Origin of the sequence: Sphingobium sp. DC-2, assembly GCF_000722555.1 — a bacterium.
GTDB lineage: Bacteria > Pseudomonadota > Alphaproteobacteria > Sphingomonadales > Sphingomonadaceae > Sphingobium > Sphingobium quisquiliarum.
In genome coordinates this window covers 104,304-127,887 of the sequence record NZ_JNAC01000122.1, presented here as the reverse complement: position 1 = coordinate 127,887, position 23,584 = coordinate 104,304, and the positions used below count along the sequence as shown (strand labels likewise).

24 protein-coding genes are annotated in these 23,584 nt (G+C 65.1%); 6 read left to right on the top strand and 18 right to left on the bottom strand.

The genetic code is table 11. The annotated features are described in order from the left end of the window. Positions 1-6: 6 nt before the first annotated feature. Both ET21_RS26775 and ET21_RS0121710 read right to left on the bottom strand, forming a co-directional pair. Complete coding sequence (locus ET21_RS26775; protein WP_018251277.1) at positions 7-411, bottom strand: PaaI family thioesterase; 405 nt, start codon at positions 409-411, stop codon at positions 7-9. After that, positions 408-821 carry a PaaI family thioesterase gene (locus tag ET21_RS0121710; RefSeq protein WP_018251276.1) on the bottom strand — a complete coding sequence of 138 codons (414 nt, stop codon included), beginning with the start codon at positions 819-821 and terminating at the stop codon, positions 408-410. Before ET21_RS0121710 ends, ET21_RS26775 begins: the two co-directional genes overlap by 4 nt. Before the next feature lie 90 nt (positions 822-911). Between ET21_RS0121710 and ET21_RS0121705 the strand changes: the two genes are divergently transcribed. The 4 genes from ET21_RS0121705 (at position 912) to ET21_RS26170 (ending at position 5,095) form a co-directional block, all read left to right on the top strand. Beyond that, positions 912-1,856, top strand: coding sequence for an MlaD family protein (locus ET21_RS0121705; protein WP_030541331.1), 945 nt, complete (start codon positions 912-914; stop codon positions 1,854-1,856). 162 nt (positions 1,857-2,018) lie between these two features. Then, the gene (locus ET21_RS0121700) at positions 2,019-2,657 is read left to right on the top strand and encodes a TetR/AcrR family transcriptional regulator (RefSeq protein ID WP_018251274.1); all 639 of its coding nucleotides are present in this window, start codon (positions 2,019-2,021) and stop codon (positions 2,655-2,657) included. Then, positions 2,657-4,255: an AarF/ABC1/UbiB kinase family protein gene (locus tag ET21_RS0121695; protein WP_018251273.1), complete on the top strand. Its 1,599-nt coding sequence runs from the start codon at positions 2,657-2,659 to the stop codon at positions 4,253-4,255. The genes ET21_RS0121700 and ET21_RS0121695 overlap by 1 nt, the downstream gene beginning before the upstream one ends. A gap of 162 nt (positions 4,256-4,417) precedes the next feature. Continuing rightward, positions 4,418-5,095: a sigma-70 family RNA polymerase sigma factor gene (locus ET21_RS26170; RefSeq protein WP_237751636.1), complete on the top strand. Its 678-nt coding sequence runs from the start codon at positions 4,418-4,420 to the stop codon at positions 5,093-5,095. Between the two features lie 147 nt (positions 5,096-5,242). Here the strand turns inward: ET21_RS26170 and ET21_RS0121685 are convergent, their stop codons facing one another. The 11 genes from ET21_RS0121685 to ET21_RS0121635 all read right to left on the bottom strand — a co-directional run bounded on the left by ET21_RS0121685 (position 5,243) and on the right by ET21_RS0121635 (position 14,830). Beyond that, entirely contained in the window at positions 5,243-6,067 is an 825-nt protein-coding gene (locus ET21_RS0121685) for an SDR family NAD(P)-dependent oxidoreductase (protein ID WP_018251271.1), read from the bottom strand. Then, the gene (locus ET21_RS0121680; protein WP_260449704.1) at positions 6,064-7,053 is read right to left on the bottom strand and encodes an aldo/keto reductase; all 990 of its coding nucleotides are present in this window, start codon (positions 7,051-7,053) and stop codon (positions 6,064-6,066) included. Before ET21_RS0121680 ends, ET21_RS0121685 begins: the two co-directional genes overlap by 4 nt. 65 nt (positions 7,054-7,118) lie before the next feature. Further along, a complete protein-coding gene (locus ET21_RS0121675; RefSeq protein WP_018251269.1) occupies positions 7,119-7,598 on the bottom strand; it encodes a ferritin-like domain-containing protein in 480 nt (159 codons plus the stop codon). Between the two features lie 424 nt (positions 7,599-8,022). Beyond that, a complete protein-coding gene (locus tag ET21_RS0121670) occupies positions 8,023-8,658 on the bottom strand; it encodes a hypothetical protein (protein ID WP_018251268.1) in 636 nt (211 codons plus the stop codon). Position 8,659: 1 nt separating this feature from the next. Beyond that, the gene (locus ET21_RS0121665; protein WP_018251267.1) at positions 8,660-8,899 is read right to left on the bottom strand and encodes a hypothetical protein; all 240 of its coding nucleotides are present in this window, start codon (positions 8,897-8,899) and stop codon (positions 8,660-8,662) included. Next, positions 8,890-9,711: a serine protease gene (locus ET21_RS0121660; protein ID WP_018251266.1), complete on the bottom strand. Its 822-nt coding sequence runs from the start codon at positions 9,709-9,711 to the stop codon at positions 8,890-8,892. Before ET21_RS0121660 ends, ET21_RS0121665 begins: the two co-directional genes overlap by 10 nt. Positions 9,712-9,759: 48 nt before the next feature. Beyond that, positions 9,760-10,029 (bottom strand): HU family DNA-binding protein, encoded by a 270-nt coding sequence (locus tag ET21_RS0121655; protein ID WP_018251265.1) that lies wholly within the window; start codon positions 10,027-10,029, stop codon positions 9,760-9,762. Between the two features lie 105 nt (positions 10,030-10,134). Further along, positions 10,135-11,343 (bottom strand): TniQ family protein, encoded by a 1,209-nt coding sequence (locus ET21_RS0121650; RefSeq protein WP_026189143.1) that lies wholly within the window; start codon positions 11,341-11,343, stop codon positions 10,135-10,137. Positions 11,344-11,346: 3 nt separating this feature from the next. Beyond that, positions 11,347-12,276: a TniB family NTP-binding protein gene (locus tag ET21_RS0121645; RefSeq protein ID WP_018251263.1), complete on the bottom strand. Its 930-nt coding sequence runs from the start codon at positions 12,274-12,276 to the stop codon at positions 11,347-11,349. Beyond that, on the bottom strand, positions 12,273-13,955 hold the full coding sequence (locus tag ET21_RS0121640) for a Mu transposase C-terminal domain-containing protein (RefSeq protein ID WP_018251262.1): 1,683 nt from the start codon (positions 13,953-13,955) through the stop codon (positions 12,273-12,275). Before ET21_RS0121640 ends, ET21_RS0121645 begins: the two co-directional genes overlap by 4 nt. Before the next feature lie 353 nt (positions 13,956-14,308). Then, complete coding sequence (locus ET21_RS0121635; RefSeq protein ID WP_237751635.1) at positions 14,309-14,830, bottom strand: hypothetical protein; 522 nt, start codon at positions 14,828-14,830, stop codon at positions 14,309-14,311. A gap of 146 nt (positions 14,831-14,976) precedes the next feature. On the opposite strand from ET21_RS0121635, the gene ET21_RS27905 reads away from it, so the two are divergent. Together ET21_RS27905 and ET21_RS27320 are read left to right on the top strand one after the other, a co-directional pair. Next, positions 14,977-15,420, top strand: a complete 444-nt coding sequence (locus ET21_RS27905) for a hypothetical protein (RefSeq protein ID WP_156029325.1) — start codon at positions 14,977-14,979, stop codon at positions 15,418-15,420. 75 nt (positions 15,421-15,495) lie between these two features. Beyond that, a protein-coding gene (locus tag ET21_RS27320; RefSeq protein WP_202807154.1) for an IS5 family transposase occupies positions 15,496-16,277 on the top strand; the annotation gives its coding sequence in 2 pieces (ribosomal slippage) (positions 15,496-15,844 and positions 15,844-16,277; 783 coding nt in all). Positions 16,278-16,358: 81 nt separating this feature from the next. Here ET21_RS27320 and ET21_RS0121615 read toward each other — a convergent pair. The 5 genes from ET21_RS0121615 to rbbA form a co-directional block, all read right to left on the bottom strand. Beyond that, positions 16,359-17,147 carry a MipA/OmpV family protein gene (locus ET21_RS0121615; RefSeq protein ID WP_030541325.1) on the bottom strand — a complete coding sequence of 263 codons (789 nt, stop codon included), beginning with the start codon at positions 17,145-17,147 and terminating at the stop codon, positions 16,359-16,361. Positions 17,148-17,435: 288 nt separating this feature from the next. After that, entirely contained in the window at positions 17,436-19,028 is a 1,593-nt protein-coding gene (locus tag ET21_RS0121610; RefSeq protein ID WP_030541324.1) for a phospholipase D family protein, read from the bottom strand. Between the two features lie 30 nt (positions 19,029-19,058). After that, positions 19,059-19,526 carry a DUF308 domain-containing protein gene (locus ET21_RS0121605; RefSeq protein ID WP_081856826.1) on the bottom strand — a complete coding sequence of 156 codons (468 nt, stop codon included), beginning with the start codon at positions 19,524-19,526 and terminating at the stop codon, positions 19,059-19,061. Between the two features lie 161 nt (positions 19,527-19,687). Next, positions 19,688-20,812, bottom strand: coding sequence for an ABC transporter permease (locus ET21_RS0121600; RefSeq protein WP_030541322.1), 1,125 nt, complete (start codon positions 20,810-20,812; stop codon positions 19,688-19,690). Positions 20,813-20,814: 2 nt separating this feature from the next. Continuing rightward, entirely contained in the window at positions 20,815-23,577 is a 2,763-nt protein-coding gene (gene rbbA / locus ET21_RS0121595; protein WP_051768294.1) for a ribosome-associated ATPase/putative transporter RbbA, read from the bottom strand. Positions 23,578-23,584 lie beyond the last annotated feature (7 nt).

Below are 23,584 nucleotides of genomic sequence, written 5' to 3'. Positions count from 1 at the left end.
ACCGTATCATAGTATGTGGCGATCGGCACTGCCACCCACTCTGATGGGCTCGTGCACAGCAAACTCAAGCTGCGCGAAACAAACAGCCGCTGGATCTTCGCGGCGGAATGCTTCGGCGTGAACGACTGCGATCCGACGTCCGACACGCCTGACCTTCGGCGTCGTGACAAGTGCATCCAGCCGAGCAGAGGCAAGGAACTGGAGGTTCACGCTGATGAGCTTCGGGAAGTGCCCGGGCGGAAGTTTGCGTGCAAGGGCACGCTTCGCTGCCACTTCGAGAAAGGATGCCACAGCTCCGCCATGCAAGGCGGGAAGGAGAGGGCTGCCGATCATGTACTCCACTGGCGTCAAAACAAAGGCGTCACCGCTCTCTGAAATCATGGAGCCTAGCAGCTGCGCGAAGCCGGTCATGGCCCGACAGCCCGATTGATCGAAAAGACGCCTTGGGCAGTCGCGATCAGGTGAGAAGGATCGGTATCCCAGACTTCGGTCCGTACGAACGCACGGCGCTCGGTAGCGTCGTAACAATGCGCCCACGCTGTCGCGGAGCATCTCGCCTCGGGGGACCGCACATGGTCCACCTTCAGGTTGAGGGTCGAGATTGCCAATCGCCTTCCCAGTCGGGACATTACGGCAACGCCGCAGGCCTGATCGATAAGGCTCGTCAACACGCCCGTTGCTAAAGTCTCGTCCTCGTCGGCCAGCTCCTCACGCCAACCGACACGTAGCGAGCTGAGGCCATCGCCGATCGAAACCAACTCCAGGCCAAGCCTGTTGCCCCACGGTATGTCGCCTGGTTGCAGGCTCCAGTCTCCAGCCACGATTCCATCCTCGTCCTGATCAGGCCTTGCCACCTTGGAAACGGTACGGTTTACAAATTTGGTCCGGCTTCCTAATGGTTATGGTCTCTCATGGAAACGCGGTCGAATAAATTCCTTGTGCTCGCGGTCACCAGCCTTCTGTTGGGTACGCTCCTCGTCTTTACCCTTTGGCTGTTTGATGCACGCAATGAAGACGGAAACCCTTATCTGATCCGCTTTACCGGAAGCGTTGCCGGTCTGGAGAAGGGGTCGCCGGTGACCTTCTCGGGCGTACCGGCCGGTCACGTCACGTCGATACGGTTCGACAAGGAGGACCCGTCAGCGGTTCTCGTCACCGTCAGCCTTGAACCGCGGATCCCCATCGTCGCAGGCGTGAAAGCGTCGATCGCAAGATCGGCACTGGCCGGCACCGCGAACATCAGCCTCGACGGTGCAACCTCTGGCGCGCCCCCGATCGTTGCGGCGAACGACGGGGAGCTTCCCGTCATCCCCACCAAGGAAGGCGGGCTCCTTGGCGGCGGAGGGGACCCCGTCGCACTGGTCGAGAAGATCAGCCGCACCGTGGACTCTGTCTCGCGCAACCTCGACGCCGCTCAGCAGCAGCGGGCCAGCGATCGGCTGGCGGCGCTCGCGGAGAGTTCCGCTGGTTGGGCTGACAAAGCCGGAGCAGCGTCCGATGCTCTCACCGGTGCGCGCGGCCGCGTGATTGCCGTGGGAGACGCCTTGCAGCGATCCGGCGACAGCGCCCAACAACTGAGAGCGGCAGCGGACGAACGCCGCGCGACCGTCCTCGCGAGAGCGAACCGAACATTGTTGAGAGCCCGAGACGGTGCCGATCGATTCACGGCTCGGCTAGAGGCTATTCGACCCACGATACGCGGCACGGCCGCCAAACAGGCCCAACTGCCTGAAACGGTTCGTTCAGCGAGGAACAAGGTCGGTGCTGTCAGGGATGCGGCCGTTCGCATCGATCAGGAGGGACTGGGCGTGGGGGCTCCGTCCCTTCCCATCTACAAGCCGAGGCCACGGCAGTGATCGGCCGCGATACAAGGACAGCCATTGGCTGAGATCTCGCTGGCGGGTGAGCAACCGACCGTCTCCGTTTGATTTCTCGCCAACCGGTCCGGATCGCGCTACTCTCGATCCAGGAGAACGAGATTGAGCGATGACGAAAAGAAACGTCGGCGTCCGAGGAAAATGGGCAGACCGACCACTGAGGATGCGCTCCGCCTGACCTCGCACATCCTCAAGAGCGCTCGCGAGCTGTTTTTCGAACACGGGTTCGACGGCGCCAGTGCCGACATGATCGCCGAACAGGCGCGCATTTCCAAGCGGACCCTGTACGCGCGCTTTGGCAGCAAGGCGCGTGTGTTCGAGGCGGTCATTCTCGACGAGATCGACACGCAGCTGCGGGCGCTCGAACCGTCGGGCAGCGACGAACCCGACATTGGATCGCGACTTGGCGTGATCGCAGATCGGTTGCTCGAGTGGCTCCTGACGCCCCGGATCGCGTCCATGGAACGCGTCGTCATCGCGCAAGCCGTGCGCTTTCCCGCGCTAGCGGCGAACATCCATGACTTCGGTTACCAGCGGGCCGTCCAATGGGTGGCGTCGATCCTCGCCCACGCCGATGCGAAGGGAGAACTGTCGCTGGCGGACCCCGTGTTCGCTGCCGAGCAGTTCGTCACGCTCGTCGTGGTCGCACCCATGCGCCGCGCAGCGCTGGGGCTGTCTCCTCCAGCATACGACGAGGCAGCGCGGGATCGCATTTCGCGCGGCATCGACCTGTTCCTCGATGGCTGCCGCCCGCGGCAGGAGGATGGTTGCAGCGCGTGATGCCCACCACCGACGACGAGTCTCAAATCGGTGAGCGCGCGCGGCTGGCCGAGCTCATCCAGATCATGGGGCGCCATGGGCTGAACGGGCTCGCCTCGCGCCTGGGCCTGCTGCCCGGTCGCTCAGAGCAGCCGGTAGACCTCGGTACGCCCGAGCGGGTCGTCGCGCTGCTGCGAGACCTTGGACCTGTCGCGGTCAAGCTGGGGCAGGTGCTCGCCACCCGCGAAGACCTGCTCGGGCCGGAATGGGTGCGGGCGCTGTCGACGCTGCAGGATCGCGTGACCCCGCTGCCGTTCGAGGCGCTGGAGCCGACGATCCTGGCCGCGCTCGGCTCCCCGATCGCTGATGTGTTCGCGAACTTCAACCGCGAGCCGATCGCGGCGGCGTCGATTGCGCAGGTTCATGCTGCAACCTTGCGCGACGGGACCGAGGTCGTGGTCAAGGTACGCCGGCCGGGGATCGCGGAACGCGTCGATGCCGACCTACGGCTGCTCCGCCGCATCGCGCGGCTCGCGGCCCGGCACTCACCGGAGATCCGCCGCCTCAAGCCCGACGAACTGCTGCGGTTTTTCGCGGAGAGCTTGTCGCAGGAAATGGACCTCAGCGCAGAAGCGGCAGCCTGCGAGAGCATCGGCGCGTTCCTGCAGCCGCTCGGCGTCCGGACGCCGGCCTTCTACTGGGATCAGGTCGGCCGCCGGATCAACGTGCAGGAGCGGCTTGACGGCATGCCCGTCCGCGAGGTTCTTGACGTGGCGGGTGAGGGCGGTGCTGACGTCGCCGGCAGATATGCCGATGCGGTGCTGCGGATGATCATCTTCAACGGTCGGTTCCACGCGGACCCCCATCCCGGCAACGTCTTTGTTCTGGCCGACGGGTCGTTGGCGTTCATCGACTTCGGGGCGGTCGGCGTGCTCAGTCCCGCCCGGCGGAACGAGGTTGTCACGCTCGTCCTTGCCATCGCGGGTGAGGACACACGATCGGTGACGGACGTACTGCTGCAATGGTCGGGCGAGACCGATGTCGATCGCCAGGCGCTGACCCGCGACCTCGACGCGCTGATCGGCCAGTTCCGCGGGGCGGTACTCCAGCAGATCGAGCTCGCCGACATCTTCGGCCGCGTGTTCGCGCTGCTTCGAACCTATCGTCTGGCGCTGCCGCCGGACCTCGCCCTGCTGCTGCGCACCTTGCTGATCGCCGAAGGGTTCGTGCGACGGCTCGATCCCGGCTTTGACATCACCGCGCGCGCCGCACCGATCGCGCGCGAACTGCTGCGGGAGCGGATCGGCCCGGCCGGCCTCAAGCGTGGCGGACGCCGGCTGGCGACAAGCCTTGGCCGTCTGGCCGCCGCCTCGCCCGAGCTGGTGGCCTTCGCCGAGCGGGTTGCGCGGTCGGGTGCGCTGCCGATCGAGTTGCAGAAAGGTGCCGTCTCCTCACCACCGGCATTGCCCCGGGGCGCAGATCCCAACGTCCTGTCCGCCGGCCTGCTGGTCGCCGGCGCGATCCTCCAGCACGACCATGATGTTGTTGGAGCAATCCTGATGGCTTCTGCGATACTCCTTGCCGGCTGCGCTTGGTACGCGAACAGGCAGCGGCGCTGACCTCTTGTTGTCAGCCTTTCATGTACCCAGTCGCGCGCGATTGTTTCGCTACTGATATTTCATCTCCGACGAGCGGAACGAACCAATCGGCTTGGCGTTTTCCGAAAGTAAACCGGTTGGTACCAAAGCAGCTGACCGGTTCGATTGAGCGAGGGGTTCCGCGTGTCCGAACAAACGGTTGACGAGCCGCATCTGCCATCTGAGGGCTGGTCGGACTTCGGTGCCGAGCTCAGCGCGCTTATGCCTAGTCTGGCGCGCTATGCGCGATCGCTGGCCAGGAATCCCGATACTGCACAGGACCTTGTTCAGGAAACCGTGCTGAAAGCCTGGCGCAGCCGCGCATCCTTCGAAGCCGGTACAAATATGAAGGCGTGGACCTTCCGGATCCTTCGCAACTCATTTCTTTCGCAGGTACGCCGTCGAGGCACGGTACAAGTTAGCGAGACCGCCGAACTCGCCGACATTCCGGTGGCGTCGAACCAGGAATCCGTTGTGACGCTGAGCGATGTTCGCCGTCTATGGCCGCGCCTGACGCCTGAGCAGCAGCGGTGCATCAATTTCATCGGGATCGAGGGATTGAGCTATGAGGAGACAGCCACAATCGAGCAGGTTCCCGTCGGCACAATCAAGAGCCGCGTGGTAAGAGGGCGGCAGATGCTGCGCGCACTCCTAGATCACATGAACAGCGATAAGGGATACAAAACGGAATCTCAGGTCGTGGCGGCCGGTGCAACCTGTCAGGCCGAGCCACCAGTTATCGACGAGGTGCACGAGAGACAGATCGAGCTGCTGCAAAGCTGGCGGACGAAGCGTGCGGCCGACCGCTGTTTGGTAGGCTGAGTGGGCCGGGATCTCTTGATCCCGGCTTCGTGCGGCCAATTTCAGGTCCTTTACCGTCTCGGTTAGCAGAAGACCTGTCGCTAGGGATATCGCACAAAAGGACGAAGAGACCACGGCTGGCCGAGCGGATATGTCCTGTGGTCTGCCCTAACAGCCTACATCCTCCAGCGTGTCAGTTGTGCGCTGACTTCCGGGCTGCTCTCCCATCCACCGCCGGGCATCCAGGCGCTTACCCGTCACCGCCGCGGCAGCGTCAGAGCAGAGCCAGAGCAAGGGCGGCACCACGATCTCGGGCGACAGCAGTCCGTCGCGTGCACTATCCGGCAGTCCTTCGGGAATCATGCCGGTCAGCGTCGCGCCCCCCGGCAGGAGCGCGTTCACCGTGATGCCGCTGTCCGCAAGGTCCTGCGCCCAGATCGCGGTCTCCGATTCCAGCGCCGCCTTGGACGGGCCGTAGGGCGAGAAGCCGCGCCGTCGCATCGTCTCGCGGTTCATCGAGATGTTGACGATTCGGCCCCATCCCGCCTCCAGCATGGCGGGGACGGCGGCGCGCGCCATCAGGAACGGGCCGTTGACGTTGGTGTCGGTCACCATGCGCCAAGTGTCGGGGGCGACCTCCCAAAACCGGGTCGGTTCTGTCAGGAAGGTGTCGCTCACATACTTCATGCCGCGCCCGGCATTGTTGACCAGGATGTCGAGCCGGCCGAAGCGCACGAGCGCCGCGCGCACGACTGCGGCACAATCCTCCACCCGCGTCACGTCGGCGAGCAGCGGCCGCACCCGATCGTCGCCGCATGCCCGCTCTGCCTCCCGTGCGACCGCTTCGACCTCGGCGAGTTCGCGCGCGGCGGTGGCGACGACCCGCACGCCGGCCTGCGCCAGCCCGAGCGTCATCGCGCGGCCCAGCCCGCGACCGCCGCCCGTCACGATCGCGACGCGGCCGGCAAGGCCGTGTCCGTCGCTCCCGCTCATCGGTTCAGCGCCTGCATCTGCGGCGCGGCGTAGCGCTCGCCCGCCGTTGCCCCCTTCGGCGCCGCGCGGTCGAGCCGCTCCAGTTCGCCTCGGGTGAGCGTCACGTCGAGCGCGCCGACATTCTCCTCCAGGTAGCCGCGGCGCTTGGTGCCCGGGATCGGCACGATGTCTTCGCCCTGCGCCAGCACCCAGGCGAGCGCCAGCTGGGAAGGGGTGCAGCCCTTCTCCCGCGACATCGCCTCGACCGCCGCGACGAGATCGAGATTGCGCTGGAAGTTCTCGCCCTGGAAGCGGGGGCTGTGCCGGCGATAGTCGTCAGGCGCGAGATCCTCCACCCGCCGGATCGCGCCGGTCAGGAAACCGCGGCCGAGCGGGCTGTACGGCACGAAGCCGATGCCGAGCTCGCGCACCGTGTCGAGGATCTCGCCCTCGGGATCGCGGCTCCACAGCGAATATTCGGTCTGCAGCGCCGCGATCGGATGCACGGCGTGCGCGCGCCTGACCGTGGCGGGCGCCGCTTCGGAGAGGCCGAGGTGGCGCACCTTGCCCTCGCGGACCAGCCCGGCCATCGCGCCCACCGTGTCCTCGATCGGCGTGTCGGGGTCGACGCGGTGCTGATAGTAGAGGTCGATCGTCTCGACGCCGAGCCGTCGCAGGCTCGCCTCGCAGGCGGAGCGGACGTAATCCGGGCGCCCGCACACGCCCTTGAAGGTGCCGTCCTCGCCGCGAACGTTGCCGAACTTGGTGGCGAGAACCACCGCGTCGCGGCGATCGCGGATCGCACGCCCGACCAACTCCTCGTTACGGCCTACCCCGTACATGTCGGCGGTGTCCAGAAACGTCACGCCGAGATCGATCGCGCGCTGAATGGTCGCGACCGCCTCGGCTTCGTCGGCCTGCCCATAGAATTCGGACATGCCCATGCAACCGAGGCCCAGCGCAGATACGCGCAGCCCGTCGCCCAGCTTTCGTTGCTCAAGCACCAATTATCTCCTGTTGTAAGATCATGCCGGTTGGCCAGTCGTCGGTAGCAAGGCGGGCCGGCACCGGTTCAGCCTTCAGACAGCAACTGCTCGGCGAGCTGGCTGTGCTTTTCGTCGGCCTGCTTGGCCTCGTCCGCGCACGCCTTCATGTCGCGCGCCGCATCGTCCATGCCGGTCTGCCGGCAGTAATTGGCCATGGTCCCGAACGAAGCGATCCAGTAATGAAGCGCGAGCTGCCCGCTGGCGATGATGCCGAGGTCGCGTGAGGCATCGTCCGGTGCCGCTTCGCGGATCCTGCGGCTCACCTCGTAATGCGCTTCGAGCACAGGGTTGTCCTGCTGATCGGCCGGGCCCGCCTGCTCGGCGGCGCGACGGATGCGGTCCGCCCATTGGCGGGAAGTCCGGTTGCCCTCTTCGAGCGCGGATCGCAGCGCCGGGTGGCGCGCGTCGTTGTTGATCTCGTCGGTCGCCTTGGCGGCGACGTCGCTGCCGGCCCGCATCGCGGACAATCCTTGCGCGACCAGCTTCTTCAGGTTGTTCTCGTTCATCAGGTTCGTCCTCGTCCTGCCGTGCCTCGTTCAGGCACGGTGAGGGATTCTAATCTCGTCGCTCCGTTCTGTTCCGTCGGTCCTTCCTCGATCAGAGCGCAATCAATGTTTGGAGCTCATGGCCGACCTCCCGGCCTGCACCTCCTGCGGCTTGCAGGAGCGGGCTGCGTGAACCAGCGCGGCAGGGCAGGCATGCGGGAAGCTCGGACCGGCGTTGCAGGCGTGAATAGCGTCGTAAGCGGTCCGAACCGAGCCGAAGCGGACCTTCTTGAGAGCCTTCCCGACAGGAGCATGCTGACGGTGGCTCCAGGCTGAAGTGATTGGACGGAGGCGCTGCAGTGACGGGAGCCCGCGGAAAATATCGCTCAGATGCTTAACATAATCTTTATTATCGGACCGGGAGCGTAACGGCTTTTGATGTGTCTTACGCCGCCCCGATCGCGGCCGGCGCTTCGATCAGCCAGCGGCCGACGATCCGCTCGAAGTCGACATACGGGATCCGATCCGGATCGAACTCTAGCACGGCCGCCAGATCGGGCAAGTCGGCTAGAAACGCCTCATAGACGCGCTGCACGCGGTCGGCGCTGGGCAGCTCGCGGCGTGACACGTTGGCGAGCCAATCACGCGCCTCGCGGAGCGCACGACCCGGGTCGCCGCCATGCTCATGGATGTCCATACCGGCCAGATCTGAGATGAAACGCTGGTAGCGGAACTGCTCCACGTCGAGGATCAGGACACGCTTGGCCTTCTGATGTTTGCCGCCGTAGCGCTTGGCGCCAAGGAACAGCCCGAGTTCCAACGGCATGTTGAAGCGCGGCAGGTTGTTGACCGCGTCCAGCTCGGTGCGTGACAGGTCATGGATGCCGTAGCGGCACTGCTCGATCAGCGCGAAGATCTTGTCGATCCGGGTTTGGCCACCGTCATCCAGCTCGCGCGCCGAGCGCGGGCGAAAGCCGCAGACGAGGATCGCAAAGATCAGTGCCCGGAACGTCGGCGCGAAGGCATCGTCGAACGGGCAATTAATGAAGACGTCGTCCGTCGACGTCTGGACAGCCGGCAAGCTACTTCTTCTTGGCCAGAACGCTCTTCACTGCCGCGGCGATACGCTGGTCGGAGACGGTCGCCTTCTTGGTCGCCACAGGCGCCAGAACGTAACGGCCCGTCGCTGCGCTGCGCCCGAGCACGCCCGGCTTGCTGCTCTTAGTGGTGATCGTATCGGACCGGGTCGCCATGACAGTGATATGCGCCTCCCATTCCCGCCGCGCAAGCGGCGTCCATGGCACCGGTCCGACTAGCGCCATCGTTCCCCGTCGCCGACGTCGAAGCTGATTGCATCGGCAAAGGGCCGGAGCACCTCGCTGGGAATTGCGTAGGTGATCGGCAGGCTGATCTCGCCCACGGTGAGCCCGCTCGTCACCATGCCGAGCACAGCACCCGTCTTCGCGTCACACACCACGCCGCCGCTGATGCCGCCGAGCGCCACCGAGCTGATCTGGAACAGTCGCGTCTCACCGCGCTGTATGGCCGGGATCACCGCGCTGATGATCCCTTCGAAAAAGGACGGCTGGACCAGCCCGCGGTTGGTCGCGTTGGAGAAAAACATCGCCTTGCCGAGCGGGAAGCCGCCGATCAGCACCCGGTCGCCGATTCCAACCTTGGTCGAGTCTCCCCAGGCCACCGGCGGCACGTCGTAGGGCGCCTCCTCGCTCTCGGTCGCAGGACAGATCAGGATGCCGGCGTCGATCCCCGGTCCGCCGTTCTCGAACCGTTGGTCATAGTAGCGCATGACGGCCGCGAACGGGTACGGCCGTTGCGCCTCTACGCCGTTCAGCCGGCTGTTCGCCCAGAGGTACGCTTCATGCTCCTTCAAGCGGAGCGCTTCCACGACGTGCCAGCAGGTGTAGAGCTTGCCGCGCCCAACCTGAAAGGCGGTACCCTGAATGTCCATGACCCAGTCCTCATGGGCGGGATCCTGGATCGCGATATGGAGCGCGAGGTCGCCCTTCGGCACGCCCGCCTTGTTGCCGACGGGTACGATCGATCGTGCGAGGCGGGAGATCGGCGTCTCCCGCCCGCGCGACGCCCAAGGCACGCGCTCGAGCGCCTCCTTCAAATTGGCCGGTTTCGGAGCCGGCCTTCGGTTACGCGCGGCCACTAACGCTCAGAGCCGATCCTTGAGGGCTTTGGCCGGCGCGAACGTGAGCTTCTTCGACGCGGCGATTGTGATCGGCTCGCCGGTCGCAGGGTTGCGGCCGCTGCGCTCGCTCATGCTCTTCACCTTGAACTTGCCGAAGCCCGGCAGGTTGATCTCGTCACCCGCCGCGGCGGCCTGGCTGATCGCGTTCAGCACCGCGTCGAGCAGGTCGCGCGTCTGCTTCTCCGTCGTGCCGAGGTGGTCGGCGACCTGCTTGGCGAGATCCTTGGTGTTCATGCTGTCCGCTTCCCCCCTGTTTGCCGAGCCGATGTCATAGCGGCGAAGCCATCCGCGGCAAACCGTCGCTGAACGGGATCGCCGTCCCGCTTCAGCCGTGAGCCCTCAGGCAGGAAGGTCCGCCAGACTGCCGCGCCAACCTGGATCCCCGGGGCGCCTGACCAGGCTGGTGAAGCCGAGCTCCGCCCGGATAGCCTCGAAGCGTGCAAGCACATTATCGACGTCGATACCCGACGCTCCATGCAGAACGCGCATGCGTTCCCGCAGGGCCGCCGGCCACCGCTCGCTGCCTCGAATCAGCATGGCCTGCACGCGTGTCGTGGCGTTCTCGAACAACCACTCAAGCTTCTGGGCCTTGACCTCGGAACCCGACGACCTGGTCCAGTACCAAAGGGAGAACAGCACGCTAATCTCCTCGCGTGAGATAATTGCGATCACCGCGCACAGTACCTTGGCCCTCATTCTCGGTGAAAGCTTGGGGAAGGAAGCGTCCGCCCAACTGCGAGGCCGGTGGTGCGGAACAGCGCCGATGAACTCGCATTGGAAGCGGTTGATCAGGCTGGTTTGGTCCAGATTGCGCGCGAGCAGCGCCTTTGTCAGATCGTCGAGCAGCGCCAGGAACTCGGACGGTTGGACCTCGCCTACCCCGAACCAGTGCGACGAATGGCCGAGCCAGGCGGCTCGCAAGCATTTCTCAAATGCCAGCAGCATCTCGAACTGTCGGGCGCCGCGCCGATCGTCACTCGGCCACTCGCTGGCGGGAACACGATGGACAACGGTCTGAAGGAGCTTGCGACAGTCGGGGCAGATCAGTTCGGTCGCGCCGTTGATGTGCACAAAGGTCGGCTGGCGAGTGGGCACGCAGTTGCGGCAGCTTTCGTATCGCCATCGCAAGTGACGATGACAGAGGACCAGCGGAAGAGCTGCCTCACGATCAAGGTAAGCGCCCCCCGCTCTGCGACCTTCTTCAAGACAGGTAGGACACCAGCAAAGAAGCAAAGGACCCGGGGCGTCTCTCGCCCGGTTGATGCAGCGTAGCCAGTCCACGGCAAGGTTCGGCCAAGCCTGCCCGAGGTCAAGCGCAGCGACGCATCCCGGGGCCAGTCCGAACGCCTCGGCGATCCGATCCCGCTCGTCGGGATCAAGTCCAACGTCCACACCGTTAGGAGCGACGTCGCCGTTCCGCAGCAGGCTGGCACGCAACCGGTCCACGTCCATGTCGTAGACCGCCGCAGTTCTGCCCAGCCAGGACGAGATCAGTTCGTCGGGATGCGCACGCGGGGCGACCGGCAGCGGGGATGCGTCGACGACCATCGCTCATGCAGTGCCCGCCGCGCCCGACACTGGCCGCCCTTGGCGTTTCGCGATCTCCTTCATGGTGACGCTCGGCAGCACAAGGTCATCGGCGTCCAGGTCTTCGGGTCCGATCGTCTCCGCGCTCCGCCGGATCGCCCGAACGGCGAGGTTCTCGACAAGCCGGAAGATACGGCCGGTATTTCCATCGGTCAGCTCCAGCAGCCTGGCCCTGAACAAGTCTTCGGCGAGCGGCGACGGGTTTCGGAGCGGCAGGATGGCGGCCAGCGTCACCAAGAGCAGCCGAAAGGCTTCGTCGTCTCGCCAACGCACGAGCTCGATCGCATCGAAGCGATCGGCAAGCGCGGCGTCCGTCAAGAGCGCCGCCCTCGCCTCGTGGTTGCCCGTGCAGACCAATGGAATGCGCAGATCGTTGGCGAAGTAGCGGATAGTGTTCAGGAAGATGCGTTGCTGTCGCGGTGTGCAGGCCAGCATGTGGTTGATCTCGTCAAGCAGCAGCATGCGCGCGCCGACCTGACCCATCAATCGGCGCGTAAGCTGCCGGGCGCGTCCGATGTCGGAGCCACCGGCGAAGCCAGCACCCAGCGCGGCTAGGACTTCGTCGTAGAACTCGCCCTCGGTCGGCTCCGGCGGCAGCTGCACGGCGACGACCGGAATGGTCGCCAGCCCCGTTCTGTCATCGAAGGTGCGCGGGTTCTCGTCCGCAAACCGCTCGACGATATGCGATTTGCCCATCCCTGTTTGCCCGAAAACGAGAAGGCAGGGCATGCGGGTGCGAGGCGGGTGCGCCAGCAGCTCGCCCAGCATCAACCGGACCTTCTCCGCCTTCGGAAAACCGACCCAGCGATCCTTGCGTATCCATGCGATACGCTCATCGTCAGGCCAGAGCGCCTGGTCGCGGTAGCCTTCCGCCAGATGCGCGAATCTGGTCATCCTCTCTTCTCGTCGACCAGGAACGGGAGGTCGCCCGCTGAAGGCGCGGGTGGCGGTAGTTGGCCAGACACAGGCGCCGGCTCGGCACGCTTGGGCAGATCAGAGTGCTTGGCCGCGCGGACGCGTTGAGCGTCCGCGAGCGCCGTCGCGGTGCGCTGCATGGCCAGCCGGGCCGCCTTGGTCTTGCGGGCAGCCTCGGCGACGATGAAGCGCTGCGTCTCAACGGCATCAAAGATGAGCTGCTCGTTGACGGCCCCGCGACCCCGCTCGCGCAGGGTACGCTGCGCCTCCAGCTGCTCCCATCGGGTGATCGCTGGCCGGCGAAGGTCGCGGTACGGCACCTCAAGATGATCACCATCCGGCAGCTCGAGCCAGATCCGCGACAGGTCGCGCGGGTCCCACCGGACGGGCAGCTTGCCGCCGAGTCGAGTATAATGACAGGACAGGGCATCATCCCAGTAGTGGGTGTTGAACAGCTCGATCCCTTCGCGCGTGACCGCTCGCACCTCGCAGGGCAGAAAGTCGAACAGGAACGTGGCCGGATCAGCGGGCAGCCGCATGAGTTCCGTCCGTCGCTCGACCGCTTCGTCCCAAGCTGTCGCAGGCGGGATGCCGAGCCCGCGGTGAATATCGGCGTGGTACGGCCCGATGATCTCCGCCGCGAGCCAGGCCTCGATCTCCGCCAGCGTCATGCACGCCTTGCCTTCGGCCTGGTAGTCGCCGCGCTCGGCGACGTTGGAAAAAGTGGTGCCGGGCAGCAGGTGGACGGCGCCCATCATCGTCCCGATCAGCCGCTCGATGTGCGCACCATAATGGGGACGCTTGCGAGGCCGGTACTCGAGCGCGATCGAGTAGGCACGGCAGCCGCGCTTCAATGCCTTCGAATGATGCTCCCGCGCATTGTCGAGGTGAAGACGGTCCATCAAGCCCTGATTGCCCCAGGGCGCAGACATGCCGCGTTCGGCGAGCCAGGGGTCCTTCGGCAGCACGGCGTGGCGCATGGCCATCCCGACCGACACCGCCGACGGGTGCAGCATCGTGAGGTAGAAGCCCGGCACCGTCCTGCTCGCAATGTCGATCATGAGCGTGATCCACGGCCGGCCGATCGGCCGACGATACACGTCGTCGACTGCGATTACGTCGACGAGCGTGTGGTCGGACTGCACGAGTTCGAGTGCGTAGCCTGCCTCAAGGCGGCCGCGCACCGGCCGAAACCGGTCGGCCGCCACCTTGGCGCCCTCGCGCGCGGCGATGATGTCCTTCGGCGGGAGCGCCGCGATGCGAGCGCGCAGCGCCTTGACGCTCGGGATTGGGACGCCGGCCTTCAGGCACTCGTGACGCAGCCAACGTCGCAAGCTGGCTACGCTCGGCTTCTCCGCGGTGAGATAAACCTCGCGAAGCGCTCGGCCGATCAGGTCTTCCTGTTCGCTCAGCAACCGGCGCTCGCCCCGTACCCGACCGCGCTTGCCCGGGAGAAGCGAGGCGAGCTCCGGTGAAGCGCGGTACGCCCGGATCAGTTCAAACAGGCGGGAGCGTCCGAGACCCAAGTTGGCTGCAGCGTTCGCTGCGGTCTGGGCATTGATCGTGACCTTGGCGGCAAGAGGCCGGATCACGAGTTCACGGCGATGGGCCTCGCTCCAGGCTGCGTCACTCGCATCGTCCGTTCCCGCCTCGCGCATCGGTTCACAACCCTGCCGCTTGGACTGCGGACAGAGTCTATCTTTTCAGGGCATGAGTCCAGCGTTTCGGGAGCAGAATGCCCAGGCGAAGCGGCAATCAAGGCCGCAGTCCACCCATTCAGGAACTGCGACATTTGCCACCCCTGCCCGGCAAGCTCAAGTCTGTCCGATAAGAAAGATTATCGGACAGACTTCAAGGTGGTGCGGTTGCGGCTGCACAACCGCTGAGGCGCCGATCGGTTCTTGATGATCAGCCGCGTACCCCGTCGAATCGGGGTCCCAGCATCGCCGGTCCAACGCTTTCGACTACGACGGCTTTCAGGCAAATGGCCGCCCGCGTAAACAGCCCTGTTCTAAAAGTCGGCACGACAGCGGCGGGCATAATGGAGTCCCCTGAGGAAGCCGCGCCTCGCGTATCCAGCGTCGATTGCGGCATTCAGGCGCCGCTGCGCCGAAGCGGCGCCCGTTATCTCGCGAACGACGCCACGGAAGGGGATCAATGCATTAACCACCGACCGGCCACCAGCCTCCGCGATCTTCTCGGCCCTATTCTCTCGCCGTTGTCGCGCGGTGGTGAAGTCGGATCCTAAGACGCCGTTTAACTGCTTGATAGCCGCCGTAAGCTGGCTGCAATTCGCCAGCCCTTCCACGCTGTACGGATCCTCTGCCGCCTTAAGCAGCAGGGGTGGAATCTCGGTCTTCGCGGCGCCCACATCACGCGCGGGCTGCACGACAATCTTGCCCGCCCGGTCAAAGGCCTCAGCGACCCGCGGCTGCTCGGGTTCTGCATTCTGCGCCCGCGCGCCAGGAACGCCGAGCACGAGCGGAATCATGATTCCTGGCATCAACATCCGGAAGAATGAAACGCGCACCACCTGTCAGCTCCCAATTCGCTAGTAGCAAGGTATAGCCAAGCTAGACATCCATCCGCACGCCGTTAGATGCTCCTAGGCGGCGTGGACAAATTGGTGACGGTCAGCACCGGCGAGTGTAGCTTGGACTCGTGATCCGGAACGCACCCTTGATCGCCGCCGTGGTGTTCGGCCTTGTCGCATCTTCTGCCGCTTCGGCTGAGCAGGCATGCTTTGACGCGAAGGTTCAGGCTCGCCCTGTCGATCAGATACCGAGTGAGATAGGGGACTGCGGCAGCGATTGCCTCATCATGTCGTGGCCTTGGTTCGTCGATTTGCGAGTTAAGCGTGTCGTTGATGGTGCGCTTTCCAGTAAAATGGTCAGCGTTCTGACAGTTCAACATACCTATCGTGTGTCGCACGAAGGAACATGGTTCCTCCGTAAGAACAAAGCTGGCAGCTACAACGTCTTGGTGCCGGAGGATGGATCGGCATTGACCCGCTGCTCAGCTGAGCTTGCGCCGGCCGAGCCCTACATCCGGCCGAACAGCGAACATACTCTCGATGATCTTCGTAACGACGGCATCCGTCATTACGGGCATCATCCCGGCTGATTAACCGGTGGGTAAGCCGAGGAAAGTTGACGAGGTGCGCGCTGGTTGATTCAAGGCTGCTTTTTGGAGGCAGGCTTGAGCCGAGGCGATCTAACCGAGGCGGAATGGCGCATCCTGAAGGATCTGCTGCCGATCGAGCCCAAGAAGCGGGGTCGGGGCAGACCTCCCGAACAGAACCGCTCGATCATTAACGGCATACTCTGGCGGCTTCGGTGCGGTGCGCCGTGGCGCGACGTGCCGCCTAGATATGGGAGCTGGAACACCGTCTATCGCCGGTTCCGCCGGTGGAGCGAGGCCGGGGTTTGGGAGATGGTGGCGGTGACCTTGGCCGAGATCATGGCGGACACTGGCCACTACAGCATCGACAGCACCACCGTCCGCGCCCACGTCTCGGCAGCGGGCGGAAAAGGGGGGCTCATCGATGCGCTCTTGGCCGCTCGCGGGGCGGGTTCACCAGTAAGCTTCACTGCCTGGCCGATGCCCTTGGACGACCGCTCGCCTTCCACTTGACCGGCGGCGAGGCGGCAGATTGCAAGGCATATGACGCCCTCATCGTCCTGCCGGAGCGCACGCCCGATGCCCTGCTCGCTGACAAGGGCTACGATGCCGATGCGATCCGTGCCGACCTTGCGAAGCGGAACATCGAGCCGGTCATCCCCGGCCGCTCAAACCGCCGGGTGAAGATCGAGTATGACCGGGTCCTCTACAAGCAGCGCAACCGCATCGAGCGCATGTTCGGCCACCTCAAGATCAACCGCGCTGTCGCTACCCGCTACGACCAACTAGCCAGCAGCTTCCTCGGCATGGTCCATCTTGCAACCGCCAGATACTGGCTCAAATTTGTCCACGCCGCCTAGGCATGGGCCCATGCTAGCAGGCTACTCAATCGGCCATCACAACACACAGCGGCTCCAGTCTTCTCTGCAAGCATGTCTCCCTCACCGCCCGATCAGATAACTCAGTGCAAGGAAGCCGGTCGGTTGCGTCTTTTTCTCGACCAGCGGACTGTCCTTCGCATCTCCAACCAGCCTCGTGACGCCGCCAGAAGCTGACAGGTTGATACGGTCCGTAAGCCGGTAGTTGGCAGTTATCCCGATCGACACGTCCTTGAACCCGCTACCGAGCCGGTATTCGGGCAACCCCGAAGCCACGGACTCCCTGCTGCTGATGCCGAAATAGCGGTCGTTGTGCTTCTTGTTCGCCCATGTGGCGACGAGCGCCGGGATCACGACCAGGCGTTCCGACGCGACCACGGGATAGGACACGCTGACGTCGGCAATGGTGCCTTTCGTGCTGCCCGCAAAGCCCTGGGTGCCGCCCACGGACAACAGCGCCCCGCCGGCGTTCACGGTGGCGAACAGGCGTCCGCCGGCTCCGACCCGGTAGCGGTCGATGCCTTCCGGCACGTCCTGGCGGCGGTAGCCCGGCATGATCGTCACGCTTCCGCCGATTGCGAAACCAGGCGTGTCGATGACCTTGACCCCTACGCCGTTACGCAGATTGACGAAGAACGGACCTGATACGATGTCGATCATGGGAATCGGTAGAACACGGTAATCGTCCCCGCCTTGACGCGCGGGCGTAGCGGCAACGCCGACACCGACGATGAATCGATCAGCGCTTTGTCGGACCTGTTCGCGTGCCGGGTCGGCAATATCCTGTGCACCCGCAACCGATGGCGCGAGGGTCATGGCGAGCGCAACGGCGGCCTGAAGGTATCGGGTCATTTTAGGCTTTCCATCATTGGTGGGGACTCATGATGCCGCGCACTCCTGTGCGTCGACTGTCGGCGATGATTGTCGTTGCCGGAGGACGCGCCGCTCTGAGCGATAAAGGTCTCCGGCGAGCGCGGTGCAGAGCGCCCCGGCATTCCGGCGCCGATGGTGGCGGCACATTGCTGGATAACTCTCGCGGACGAACCGCCAGTGCCGCCACACGAACGTGTGTCGCGAAGCCGGGCCCGACCTCTGGAGATCGGTACTCGTACCGGCGCTCGCGGCGAGGCTGGTGAGCATCTAAAGTAACCATTCGATGGGGAGCTTGGAGAGAAGCCATAGCCCCCCGCGCTGCCAGCGGGTCGTGCCCGGTTCGACTTCGTGCACGATCCGGCCAACATCTCCGCGTTCGATCCAGCGCAAGTGGCCATCCTCGCCGATCACGACCTCATAGGCTCGCATGGGAATGGCGTCGTCGAATGCTCTCGCGACGGCTGCCGCCATCGTGGGGCTGTCGATCAGGAAGCCGAGTTCGGTATTCAGATGCATCGACCGGGGATCGAAGTTGAACGAGCCGATGAACAAGCGGGTGCGGTCGACCGCAAAGGTCTTGGAATGCAACGTGGACCCGGCGGAACGCAGCACCGGGCCGTCCTTCCCCCTCGATCCGCTGCCGGAGCCGGTGGTGATCAGCTTGCGCCGCCCTTCGCTTGCGCGTTCACCCCGCATTTCGAACAGGCGCACGCCCTGCTCCAGCAGCGCACGGCGGCGATGCGCGTAGCCTGCATGCACGATCCACACGTCGGTGGCTTCGAAAGCATTGGTGAAGATCGCGACATCGCGTCCTTCGCGAGCGAGTCCGCCAAAGACGTCCACCCCGGCCGCTGTCGGCACGAAATAGCCCGACACAAGGCGCAGTTCCCGCGTCGGCGTACCGACCGCATCCTGAAGCACGTGGACCAGCAGCTTGTCGTCGCCCGCCCGGCCGAGGCCCTTGGCGGGGTCGTCGCTGACCATGCGGATCGCTGACCATTCGAACGGCAGCGAACCGGCAAGAATCTGTTCGACGAACGGAAGTGCTCGGACCGCCTCCAGATAGGCGCGCGCGGCCGGATCGCGCTCCAGCAGGGAAGCACGCCGGTGGATCGCATCCGGCTCGGCGGTGGGGATCGCCGCCAGAATGCGCTCGGCGGGATAGGCCGAGTCACTGGCCCAGTATCGGTCAAAGTCCTGCGAAACCTCGTCCACCACCGGGCCGACCGCCAGCACGTCGAGGTCGGAGAACAGGCCCTGGTCGCGTGCGGCGAAATATTCGTCGCCGATGTTGCGGCCGCCAATGATGGTCGCCTGGTTGTCGGCCGTGAAGCTCTTGTTGTGCATGCGGCGGTTGAGCCGGCCGAAATCGGCCAGGTAGCCGAGCGCCTTGGGACGGCGGATCACGAACGGATTGAACAGCCGGATCTCGACATTCGGGTGGCGGGCAAGGGCTGCCAGGTCCCCATCGAGCCCGGCAACGCCATTGTCGTCCAGCAGCATGCGTACGCGCACGCCCCGTTCCGCCGCAGCCAGCATCGCCTCCAGCATCAGCGTGCCGGATAGATCCGGGTGCCAAATGTAATATTGCACGTCGAGCGTGCGGGTAGCGGCACGCGCCAGCAAGACGCGCGCGGCGAAGGCCTCGCGCCCTTCGGTGAGGATGTGCACGCCCGAGAGGCGCGGATGCCCTCTGCGCAGGGCGGCGACACCGGCTCCGAGCGGCGTGTCTTCCGTATCCGAGAGGTGACGCGACGAACTGCGGGGATCGAGCGGCGGCAGCGGGTAGAGCAGCCGGAGCGAGATCACCGCGACGCATAGCAGAAGCAGCCCGACGCCGAGATACTGCACCCAAGTCATCCGCTTGCCGAGCCGCGACTCAGGATGGCCTCAGGTCCGAGGCCGCTCGCGCCAGGCGAGCGCCATAGCGATCAGGTAGGTGCCGCGGAACAGGAAGCTTATGCCGACTGCCAGCGCTAGGAAGGCGAGCGCCTCCGATGGTCCGCTGAACAGCAAGAAGCTGCCAAGCAGCAGGTCGACCGCAGCCATCAGCAGTTTCCAAGTGCGATCCTGGGCGCTGCGCACCGCATCGATAATCTGGACCATAGCACACACGACCAGCCAGAAGCTCAGCGCCCAAGCGAGCGACATGGCGCCCGCCAACGGGTCGAACAGCACGAGGATGCCAAAGAGGAACGCGACGAGGCCGCGCAGCACCTCTATCCATTGACGGCTCCTCGGCCCGCCTCCCCCCACGATCGCCACCACGCCATGGGCAAGAAGCCCCCAGTCCAGCAGCAAGCTGGTCGCGAGACCCGCGGCGAGCGGGTTCAGAAGCGCGGCCAGCCCGATCAGCATCACCAGGACGGCATAAGCGAGCCCCCCAGGCCCAACCTCTATCCTGCGCCGGAGTGGCGGCCGCGGCTTGGTTCGGCGAGGAGGCGATGTCCGGATCGTTCATGTCTGCTTTCCTCCAACAAGCCGTTTCGTGCCCGGCTTCCGGCGGCGGCTGAACCCGCTCAGGCCATCGCGCTTATCGTCTTGCGGAACCGAGTAAGGGCGATGACGAAAAAGGCTCCGCCGATGATCACCAGTGCGAGGAATTGCGGCCACACGACGCCGAAGCCCGCGCCGCGATAGAGAATGGCCTGCGCCATCGCGATGAAGTGCGTGGTCGGCGCGACCAGCATGATGTTCTGCACGAACTCGGGCATGCTCTCGCGCGGGGTCGTGCCGCCCGACAGCATCTGGAGGGGCAGCAGCACCAGCATCAAAAGCAGCCCGAACTGCGGCATGGACCGCGCCATGGTGGCGAGGAAAATGCCAAGCGATGTCGCCGCGAACAGGTGCAGCGCCGCGCCGGCCAGGAACAGCAGCACCGATCCCTCGATCGGAACCCGCAGAACGCCCTGCACGACCACCGTGAGCGCGAATGCGCACCCGGCGAGCACCACAAGCCCCATTGCCCAGATCTTGCTGGCCATGATCTCGAATGGGGTCACCGGCATCACCAGCAGATGCTCGATGGTTCCATGCTCGCGCTCCCGGATCAGCGCCGCCCCAGCCAAGATGATCGCAAGCATGGTGAGGTTGTTGACCAGTTGCATGATCGAGCCGAACCACGCCGGTGAGAGCGTCGGATTGAAGCGCGCGCGCACCTCCACTTCCACGGGTTGCTCGGGCGTGTCGCGATTGCCGGCGACGAATTCGGCCACCTCCGTCTGGACGATCTGCTGCACATAGCCCCCGCCGCTGAAGGCCTGGCTCATGCGGGTCGCGTCGACGTTGAGCTGGATGGCGGGCGCGCGGCCGGCCAGCACGTCGCGCTGGAAATTCAGCGGGATGTTCAGCGCAAAGGTGAACCGCCCTTCGTCCAGCCCCTCGTCCACTTCGTTGAGGCCGATCTGCTGGGGCGGCAGGAAATAGGGCTCGTAGAAGGCGCCCGCGATACGCGCCGACAGCGGCGACTGGTCCTCGTCGACGATCGCAATCGGCGCCTTGGAGAGCGTCTCCGGCTGGGACGAGGCGCCGGTGTAGACGCCCAGCGTGCAGGAATAGACGATCAGCACCAGCATGATCGGATCGCGCAGCAGGCTGCGCAGCTCCTTGATGCCGAGCCAGAGGACGTTGGCGGCAGCGCGCATCGTCAGGTCTCCTGCTTCTTCAGCAGCAGGGCGCACAACGCCATGATGACCGGGTAGGCGGCGATCAGGATCAGCAACGGCTGGCCGAGATCGGCGAAGCCCAGGCCCTTCGAGAAGACGCCCCGGCAGATGGTGACGAAGTGCGCCGCCGGGAACACCTCCCCGATCACCGCGCCCATGCCCTCAAGCGAGGAGACGGGGTTGGTCAGGCCAGCGAACTGCACGGCCGGCAGGATGGTCCCCATGGCGGTAGCGAACAGCGCGGCGACTTGGCTCTTCATGAAGGTGGAGATGAACAGGCCCATGCCGGTCGAGAACAGCACATAGAAAAGTGCGGCGATCGTCATCACCAGGATGTTGCCCGTCAGGGGCACCGCGAAGATCGTGACCGCCATGACGACGAGCAGCACGTAGTTGACCATCGCCAGCGCCGCATAGGGAAGCTGCTTGCCGAGCAGGAACTCGAACCGCCCGATCGGCGAGACGTAGAAGTTGATGATCGAGCCCAGCTCCTTTTCCCGAACGACGCTAAGCGCGGTCAGGATCGCCGGGAACATCAGCAACAGGATCGGGATCACCGCCGGCACGATCGCCACCAGGCTCTCGACATCCGGATTGTAGCGGTAGCGCAGCTCGATATCGACGAGACCCGCGGTCTGTTGCTGGCCCATCTCGGCCGCGGCCATCTCGGTCATCCACTGCGCATGCATCGCCTGCACATAGCCGCGCACGGTTTCCGCCCGCTGCGGCATCGCGCCATCCAGCCAGACGCCGATCTTCACCGGCCTGCCGCGCCGCACGTCGCGGCCGAACCCGGGCGGGAGCTCGATCGCGAAGCTGAGCTCGCCCTCGCGCATGCGCCTGTCGAGCTGGCCGTAGTCGGTGATCGGTGGCCGCTCGATGAAGTAACGCGACCCCGACAGGTTCAGAACGTAATTCTCGCTGACGGTGGTCCCGTCGCGGTCGAGCACGGCGAAGGGCAGATCCTCCGCGTCCATGCTGATGCCGAAGCCCATGATGAACATGAGCAGCACGCTGCCGACCAGTGCCAGCGTCGCCCGGATCGGATCGCGCCGCAGTTGCAGCGCCTCGAGCCGGGCATACGCCATCATGCGGCGGATGCTGAAGAAGCCCGAGGTGTCCTCCTGCGCTTCCTCGCCTTCCGGCGCCTGCGGAGAGGACGCATCAGTGGCGTTTTCGTCTTCGCCCGATGCTTCGCGCAGGTAGGCGATGAACGCCTGTTCCAGGCTGCCGTCGCCCTTATTCTCGGCGATCGCGCGCGGCGTGTCGCTGACCAGCACCTTGCCGGCATGCATCAGCGAGATGCGATCGCAGCGTTCCGCCTCGTTCATGAAATGGGTGGAGACGAAGATCGTCACCCGGTCGTTTCGCGACAGGTCGATCATCATCTGCCAGAACTGGTCGCGCGCGATCGGATCGACGCCCGATGTCGGCTCGTCGAGGATCAGCATCTCGGGCTTGTGGACCATGGCCACGGCAAGGCTGAGCCGCTGGCGCTGGCCGAGCGGCAGCGCGTCGGGCAACGCGTCCATGATGCCGGTGAGGCCGAAGCGCTCTGCCATCTCGTCGATTCGGGCGGGCGCCTCGTCTTCGGGCACGCTGAACAGCTTCGCGTGCAGTTCCAGGTTCTGCCGGACGGTCAGTTCGGAATAGAGCGAGAATGCCTGGCTCATATAGCCGACGCGGTGCCGCGTCGCCATGTCGTCGTCCTCGACCGCCTGGCCGAACAGCCAAGCCTCACCTTCGCTGGCCTTGAGCAGCCCGGTCAGCATCTTCATCGTCGTCGACTTGCCGCAGCCGTTGGAGCCGAGGAAGCCGAAGATCTCGCCGCGCTCGATCCGGAAATCGACATGGTCGACGGCCGTGAAGTCGCCGAAGCGCATGGTGAGGCCCTTGGCCTCGATCGCCACCTCGCCCTCGGCATCGGCGCGCTCCGGGATCGTAACCGGCTCGTGTCCGCGCCGCAGCTCTTCCGGCAGGAGGGCGATGAACGCTTCCTCCAGATTGTCCTTGCCCGTGCGCTCGTAAAGCTCGTCGGGCGTTCCGGTGGCGAGTACCTTGCCGGCATCCATCGCCACCAGCCAGTCAAAGCGCGCCGCCTCCTCCATGTAGGCGGTGGCGACCAGCACGCTCATGTGCGGGCGATCGGCGCGGATACGGTCGATCAAGTCCCAGAACTGCGCGCGCGAGAGCGGATCGACGCCAGTCGTCGGCTCATCGAGAAGGAGGAAGTCGGGATCGTGGATCAGCGCGCAGCACAGGCCCAGCTTCTGCTTCATGCCGCCGGAAAGCTTGCCGGCGGGCCGGTCGCGGAAGGGAGCGAGCCCCGTGCTTTCGGTCAGATCGGCGATGCGCCGTTCGCGCTCTTCGGCATCCTGGCCGAACAGCCTGCCGAAGAAAGCGAGGTTCTCGTCGATCGACAGCGTGGGATAGAGGTTCTTGCCGAGGCCCTGCGGCATGTAGGCGATGCGCGGCCCGGCGGTTTCTCGGTGCTGCCGCTCCGCCATGTCGCCTCCCAGCACCTCCACCCTGCCCTCCTGCACCGCGCGCGCGCCGGCGATCAGCGAGAAGAGACTCGACTTGCCGACGCCGTCCGGACCGATCAGCGCGACCATGCGCCCGGCGGGAATGTCGAGGTCGATCCCGTCGAGCGCGCGGGTCTTGCCATAGCTCAGGCCGACGCCGGCAAGCCGCGCGACGACATCGTCGCGGCGAGCCTGTCCCGTTTCGCTGTCCTCGGCCACCGGAGCG

What these genes read in the sequence shown, in the direction of transcription:
- ET21_RS0121610 (WP_030541324.1), bottom strand. Translation starts at nt 19,028, where the DNA reads ATGACTTGGGTGCAGTATCTCGGCGTCGGGCTGCTTCTGCTATGCGTC.
- ET21_RS0121695 (WP_018251273.1), top strand. Translation starts at nt 2,657, where the DNA reads ATGCCCACCACCGACGACGAGTCTCAAATCGGTGAGCGCGCGCGGCTG.
- ET21_RS0121705 (WP_030541331.1), top strand. Translation starts at nt 912, where the DNA reads ATGGAAACGCGGTCGAATAAATTCCTTGTGCTCGCGGTCACCAGCCTT.
- ET21_RS0121645 (WP_018251263.1), bottom strand. Translation starts at nt 12,276, where the DNA reads ATGACCAGATTCGCGCATCTGGCGGAAGGCTACCGCGACCAGGCGCTC.
- ET21_RS0121685 (WP_018251271.1), bottom strand. Translation starts at nt 6,067, where the DNA reads ATGAGCGGGAGCGACGGACACGGCCTTGCCGGCCGCGTCGCGATCGTG.
- ET21_RS0121615 (WP_030541325.1), bottom strand. Translation starts at nt 17,147, where the DNA reads ATGACCCGATACCTTCAGGCCGCCGTTGCGCTCGCCATGACCCTCGCG.
- ET21_RS26775 (WP_018251277.1), bottom strand. Translation starts at nt 411, where the DNA reads ATGACCGGCTTCGCGCAGCTGCTAGGCTCCATGATTTCAGAGAGCGGT.
- ET21_RS0121665 (WP_018251267.1), bottom strand. Translation starts at nt 8,899, where the DNA reads ATGGCGCTAGTCGGACCGGTGCCATGGACGCCGCTTGCGCGGCGGGAA.
- ET21_RS0121600 (WP_030541322.1), bottom strand. Translation starts at nt 20,812, where the DNA reads ATGCGCGCTGCCGCCAACGTCCTCTGGCTCGGCATCAAGGAGCTGCGC.
- ET21_RS0121605 (WP_081856826.1), bottom strand. Translation starts at nt 19,526, where the DNA reads ATGCTGATCGGGCTGGCCGCGCTTCTGAACCCGCTCGCCGCGGGTCTC.
- ET21_RS0121655 (WP_018251265.1), bottom strand. Translation starts at nt 10,029, where the DNA reads ATGAACACCAAGGATCTCGCCAAGCAGGTCGCCGACCACCTCGGCACG.
- ET21_RS0121650 (WP_026189143.1), bottom strand. Translation starts at nt 11,343, where the DNA reads ATGGTCGTCGACGCATCCCCGCTGCCGGTCGCCCCGCGTGCGCATCCC.
- ET21_RS0121675 (WP_018251269.1), bottom strand. Translation starts at nt 7,598, where the DNA reads ATGAACGAGAACAACCTGAAGAAGCTGGTCGCGCAAGGATTGTCCGCG.
- ET21_RS0121640 (WP_018251262.1), bottom strand. Translation starts at nt 13,955, where the DNA reads ATGCGCGAGGCGGGAACGGACGATGCGAGTGACGCAGCCTGGAGCGAG.
- ET21_RS0121700 (WP_018251274.1), top strand. Translation starts at nt 2,019, where the DNA reads ATGGGCAGACCGACCACTGAGGATGCGCTCCGCCTGACCTCGCACATC.